This window comes from Pseudomonas sp. GW821-FHT07G10 (assembly GCF_059418545.1).
In genome coordinates, this window is the sequence record NZ_JBWKQB010000061.1 from 1 (window position 1) to 4,284 (window position 4,284).

The 4,284-nt window shown below is 59.6% G+C and carries 4 protein-coding genes; 3 read left to right on the top strand and 1 reads right to left on the bottom strand.

Going from position 1 to position 4,284, the window contains the following annotated elements; genetic code table 11:
• Positions 1–248: 248 nt before the first annotated feature.
• Positions 249–1,262 (bottom strand): AraC family transcriptional regulator, encoded by a 1,014-nt coding sequence (locus tag AC07O1_RS30260; protein WP_495091180.1) that lies wholly within the window; start codon positions 1,260–1,262, stop codon positions 249–251.
• Between the two features lie 214 nt (positions 1,263–1,476).
• Here AC07O1_RS30260 and AC07O1_RS30265 point away from each other — a divergent pair, with 214 nt between their 5' ends.
• From AC07O1_RS30265 to AC07O1_RS30275, 3 genes are read left to right on the top strand one after another with little or no spacing between them, the layout of a single operon-like run.
• Positions 1,477–2,661, top strand: coding sequence for an acetyl-CoA C-acyltransferase family protein (locus AC07O1_RS30265; RefSeq protein ID WP_495091181.1), 1,185 nt, complete (start codon positions 1,477–1,479; stop codon positions 2,659–2,661).
• An 18-nt stretch (positions 2,662–2,679) separates the two neighbouring features.
• Entirely contained in the window at positions 2,680–3,531 is an 852-nt protein-coding gene (locus AC07O1_RS30270) for a 3-hydroxybutyryl-CoA dehydrogenase (protein WP_495091182.1), read from the top strand.
• Positions 3,518–4,138 (top strand): TetR/AcrR family transcriptional regulator, encoded by a 621-nt coding sequence (locus AC07O1_RS30275; RefSeq protein ID WP_495091183.1) that lies wholly within the window; start codon positions 3,518–3,520, stop codon positions 4,136–4,138. Before AC07O1_RS30270 ends, AC07O1_RS30275 begins: the two co-directional genes overlap by 14 nt.
• Positions 4,139–4,284 lie beyond the last annotated feature (146 nt).

Here is a 4,284-nt window from a genome sequence, read left to right on the forward strand (position 1 = left end):
ACTGCCGAAGCGGACGCAGAGCGTCCAGTGAGGCATTCCCACGCAGAGCGTGGGAACGATCCAACTCCTCCACCCTAGTTACCAAGTGGATTGATCTTCAAGACTGGCCCTATAAAGATCATCTTTCCACTCCTTACCCATCAACCTGTAAACATCCTCAAAGAGTCTACGAGGAGCAGAGGTGCCGGGCAAAAGCCCCCTCGCCACAGGTTTTGTGCCCGACGCTTATTCTTCTTGACTGACTGGCATCAGGGCTTGTCCTGAAACCTTGCCCTATAGCGCCCCGGACTTTCACCCGTCCACTTCTTGAACGCCCGGTGGAACGCGCTGGGTTCTTGAAAGCCGATCTGCTCGGCAATTTCGGTGATGCTCGCCCGGCTCTGGCGCAGCTGCTCAAAAGCAACGCCGCGGCGCACTTCGTCCTTGATCTCCTGAAACGAACAGCCTTCGCGCTCCAGTTTTCGGCGAAAGGTACTGGGGCTCAGATGCTGTTCTATCGCGAAGGTCTGCAAGGTAGGCCATTGGCCGTAATGGCTGTTTCGCAGACGCTGATGGATCTGTGCCGCCAGGCCATGCTGGTTACGAAAGCGAATCACCAGCCATTGCGGCGCACTGCGCAGAAACACTTTGAGTGATGCAAGATCCTGAACCACCGGCAGGCGCAGGTAGCGACTGGCAAACTCGATTTCAGTGCGCTGCGCGCCGAAAGTCAGGTTGGCGCCCCAGAGCAACGGATCATCACTGAGCGACAAACGTTCATGGCGGAAATCTGCGCGATCGATGGGAATTCGCCGCCCACCCAGCCAGCACAGCAGACTGATCATCAACACCAGGAACGTCTCTTCGCCGAAACGACTGACGTCGTTGTCGTCCGATCGGGTCTGCAGGCTGATGACGGCGCGTTTGCCGCGCACACTCAAACTGCCGCGAAAGTCCCGCAGGAACAGCGCGAAGTTGGCCAGGCACTGGCGCATGGCCTTCTCCAGATTCGGCTCCTGAATCAATGCCCGGCAGATCAAGGCAAAACTGCCAGGCGGCATGCCGTGGGAGTCGAGCTTGAAGAACTCGTCGTTCAACTCGCGAATCTGGATCAACCACAACGCTGCAAAAGCACTGGCCGGCACCCGCGCCGTGGGCTGGTCCATCAGCGCCGGGTCGATTCCCGCCTGCTCGAGTACCGCCCGCAGGCGCTGCGGGTGCTCACGCAGTGCATGGAGCATTGCATGCATAAAGTAGACGGCAACTGAATCCTTTTCCCGCATTTGAACGTTTCTCTCTTCATCGCCTGAAAATGGCAAAAAACGCCAATGTCCTTGAACAGTTATGGCATAGGCCAGCGCTGCTGCGGACTCTAGACTCACATCCATACCAGGTACAGCAGCGCAGCCCCTGTGGGGGGCGTCTGAAGCCGGACGGCGCCCATGGTACGCCAGTCGCTGACTGCCAACGATTGCAACATTGATTCCAGGAGTCGATATGAACAATTCCGATATTTTCGTCGTCAGCGCGGTGCGCTCCGCCATTGGCAGTTTCGGCGGATCGCTGAAGGACGTGACCCCTATCCAGTTGGCAACCGACGTTTGCCGCGCGGCCATTGAGCGCTCGGGCCTGGCGCCCGAGCATATCGGCCATGCGGTGATGGGTCATGTGATCCCCACCGAAGCCCGCGATGCCTACATCTCCAGGGCCGTGGCAATGAATGCCGGCCTGTCGAAAGAAACCCCGGCGTTCAACGTCAACCGCCTGTGCGGCTCCGGTTTGCAAGCCATTGTCAGCGCCGCGCAAAGTTTGATGTTGGGCGATGCCGGGGCCGTGCTGGCCGGTGGCGTCGAGTCCATGAGCCGCGGTGCTTACCTGCTGCCGCAAGCGCGCTGGGGTGCACGAATGGGCGATGTGCAGGCTATCGATTACATGCTTGGGGTTCTGCAGGATCCCTTTGCCGGCTTCCATATGGGCATCACCGCGGAGAACATTGCCGAGCACTATGGCATCAGTCGCCAGATGCAGGATGAACTGGCCCTTGTCAGCCAACAACGTGCAGCCCGGGCCATTGCCGAAGGGCGTTTTGTCGAGCAGATCGTGCCCATTGAAGTGGCTACACGCAAAGGCACGGTGTCTTTCGCCATTGACGAGCATGTACGAGCAGATGTCAGTGCCGAGCAACTAAGCGCTATGAAACCTGCATTCAAGAAAGATGGCAGCGTCACTGCAGGCAACGCCTCCGGGCTCAATGACGGTGCAGGCGCCTTGATCATGGCCACCGAAGCGGTCGTTCGCGAGCAAGGCCTCAAGCCCATGGCCCGGCTGGTGGGTTACGCTCACGCCGGGGTTGAGCCGTCGATGATGGGCCTGGGGCCGATCCCCGCCACCCGACTGGTTCTCAAGCGTGCAGGCCTGACCGTCGCCGACCTTGATGTGATCGAATCGAACGAAGCGTTCGCAGCCCAAGCCTGTGCCGTGGCGCAGGAGTTGGGCTTCGATCCGCACAAGGTCAACCCGAACGGTTCGGGCATTTCCCTGGGCCATCCAGTCGGCGCCACCGGCGCGATTATCGCCACCAAAGCCATTTACGAGCTGCACCGCTGTCAGGGACGTTATGCCTTGGCGACCATGTGCATTGGCGGTGGCCAGGGCATCGCCGTGCTGTTCGAACGCGTTTGATTAAGGAAGTACCCGAACATGAATCTGCAAAACATCGGTGTGATCGGCGCTGGCACCATGGGCAACGGCATTGCGCAAATCTGTGCCCTTGCCGGCTTCAACGTGACGCTGCTGGATATCTCCGGGACCGCGCTGCAAAACGCTATGGCGACCGTGGGCAAGAATCTGGACCGGCAAATCGCCAAACAACTCCTTTCCCGGGAGCAAAAGCTCGCGGCGCTGGACAACATCCAGACCAGCACGGACTACGCGACCCTGCAAAACACTCAACTGGTGATCGAGGCCGCGACCGAAAACCTCGACCTGAAACTGCGGGTCCTGCAACAGATCGCCGCGCAAGTCAGTACCGACTGTGTGATTGCCTCGAACACGTCTTCGTTATCTATTACTCAGCTCGCCGCCAGCGTGAGTCAGCCTGAGCGGTTCATCGGCCTGCACTTCTTCAATCCGGTGCCGATGATGGGGCTGATTGAAGTCATTCGCGGCTTGCAGACCAGCGATGCCACCCATGCCCTGGCGCTGGAGCTGGCGCAACGACTGGGCAAGACCGCCATCACTGCCGGCAACCGTCCAGGCTTTGTGGTCAACCGGATTCTGGTGCCGATGATCAATGAAGCGATTCTGGTGTTTCAGGAGGGGCTGGCCAGCGCTGAAGACATCGATGCCGGCATGCGTCTTGGCTGCAATCAACCGATAGGCCCGCTGGCACTGGCAGACCTGATCGGGCTGGACACCTTGCTGGCGATTCTCGAAGCCTTCTACGACGGTTTCAACGACAGTAAATACCGCCCGGCGCCGCTGCTCAAAGAAATGGTCGCGGCCGGTTATCTGGGCCGCAAAAGCGGGCGCGGCTTCCATGCTTATGCCTGAGCGCTGCTCTCGCTTCGCGCAGCACCGAGACAAGGCGCTCGAGCTGTTCGCCAACAAGGGTTTCGGCCAGGTAGGGATGCGCGAGCTGGCGACCTATCTGGGGCTTGCGCCTGGCTCGCTTTACCATCATTACCCGAGCAAGCAGCACTTGCTGCTCGACCTGATCGAAGAATTCTACGAAGAGCTGCTGGCTACCCTGAGACGAAACGAGAAAAAAGCCGGCCCTGGGCGCAACAGTTTGAAAGTGATCATCCGCGCGCACCTGAAATTGCATCGGGAACTCCCTCGACACTTTCGCCTGGCCGAACGCGACAGTTGCTGCCTGAACGAAGACCAGCAGCAGCGGGTCAGGCAGCTGCGCGAGCAATACGAACGCCAGCTGCTGGCGATGCTTGGCCATCGAACGCAGTTGACCGAACATGGATTGCTGGCCGCCGGACATGCCATTGCATCCTTGCTCAACAGCGCTCCGTCCTGGGTGGCACAGCACAGCCTCAATGATCGGGAGCGCGAAGAATTGATAGAGAACCTGGTGACCGGCGCAATAGAACGGCTGCTTGGCCCCTGCCCTCCGGGAGAGTCCTGTCTTCAGGCCGCGGTGGCTTGAGCCTGAGGGTGGGCAACAGAGACTAACCCGGCGACCTTTGTGGCGAGGGAGCTTCGGCTCCCTACCAACACTAGTGGCCTGTGTGGCTAGTTCGTTAGCTCAAATTCGGATGCCGGCGGCCCAGAGCCAAGGCGCTGTGACGAGTC

Bases quoted from the DNA above. Each gene is read 5' to 3' on its own strand.
- AC07O1_RS30260 (WP_495091180.1), bottom strand. From the start codon at position 1,262: ATGCGGGAAAAGGATTCAGTTGCCGTCTACTTTATGCATGCAATGCTC.
- AC07O1_RS30265 (WP_495091181.1), top strand. From the start codon at position 1,477: ATGAACAATTCCGATATTTTCGTCGTCAGCGCGGTGCGCTCCGCCATT.
- AC07O1_RS30270 (WP_495091182.1), top strand. From the start codon at position 2,680: ATGAATCTGCAAAACATCGGTGTGATCGGCGCTGGCACCATGGGCAAC.
- AC07O1_RS30275 (WP_495091183.1), top strand. From the start codon at position 3,518: ATGCTTATGCCTGAGCGCTGCTCTCGCTTCGCGCAGCACCGAGACAAG.